Source organism: Campylobacter concisus (assembly GCF_002914195.1).
Lineage (GTDB): Bacteria > Campylobacterota > Campylobacteria > Campylobacterales > Campylobacteraceae > Campylobacter_A > Campylobacter_A concisus_M.
This window is the reverse complement of record NZ_PPAU01000091.1, coordinates 1-468: the sequence shown is the minus strand read 5'-3', so window position 1 is coordinate 468 and position 468 is coordinate 1. Positions and strand designations below refer to the sequence as shown.

Here is a 468-nt window from a genome sequence, read left to right as displayed (position 1 = left end):
GCTTTAGCGATATCAGCACCTTTGTGCATGCTGATGCCAACATTTGCTTTTGTTAAGCTTGGCGCGTCATTTATGCCATCACCTACAAAAGCGACCTTTTTGCCCTCACTCTTTAGCTCTTCGATGATCGCTGCTTTATCAGTTGGCAAGCACTCAGCATAGACCCTATCAAGTCCCAGCTCGCGCGCTACCTCTTCAGCCTTGCTCTTTATGTCGCCACTTAGCATAACTATCTCTTTTACGCCAAGATTTCGTAGTTTTGCTACCATATCTTTAGCGTTTGCTCTCATATCATCTTTCATAGCGATGACACCAACAAGCTCTTTGTCGTATCCTACATAAAGCAGGGTTAGACCGCTTTGTAAAGCCTTATTTATAAGCGTTTCGTGAGCTTTAAAGCTTATCATCTCATCATCTTCTAAGAAGTGCCTTCTACCGATAACAACTTCTTTCCCGTGAATCCCAGTT

1 protein-coding gene is annotated in these 468 nt (G+C 43.4%); it reads right to left on the bottom strand.

Annotated elements, in window-relative coordinates; genetic code table 11:
• Nucleotides 1-468, bottom strand: a 468-nt coding sequence (locus CYP28_RS05225; protein ID WP_141090912.1) for an HAD-IC family P-type ATPase, incomplete at both ends; no start/stop codon positions are given.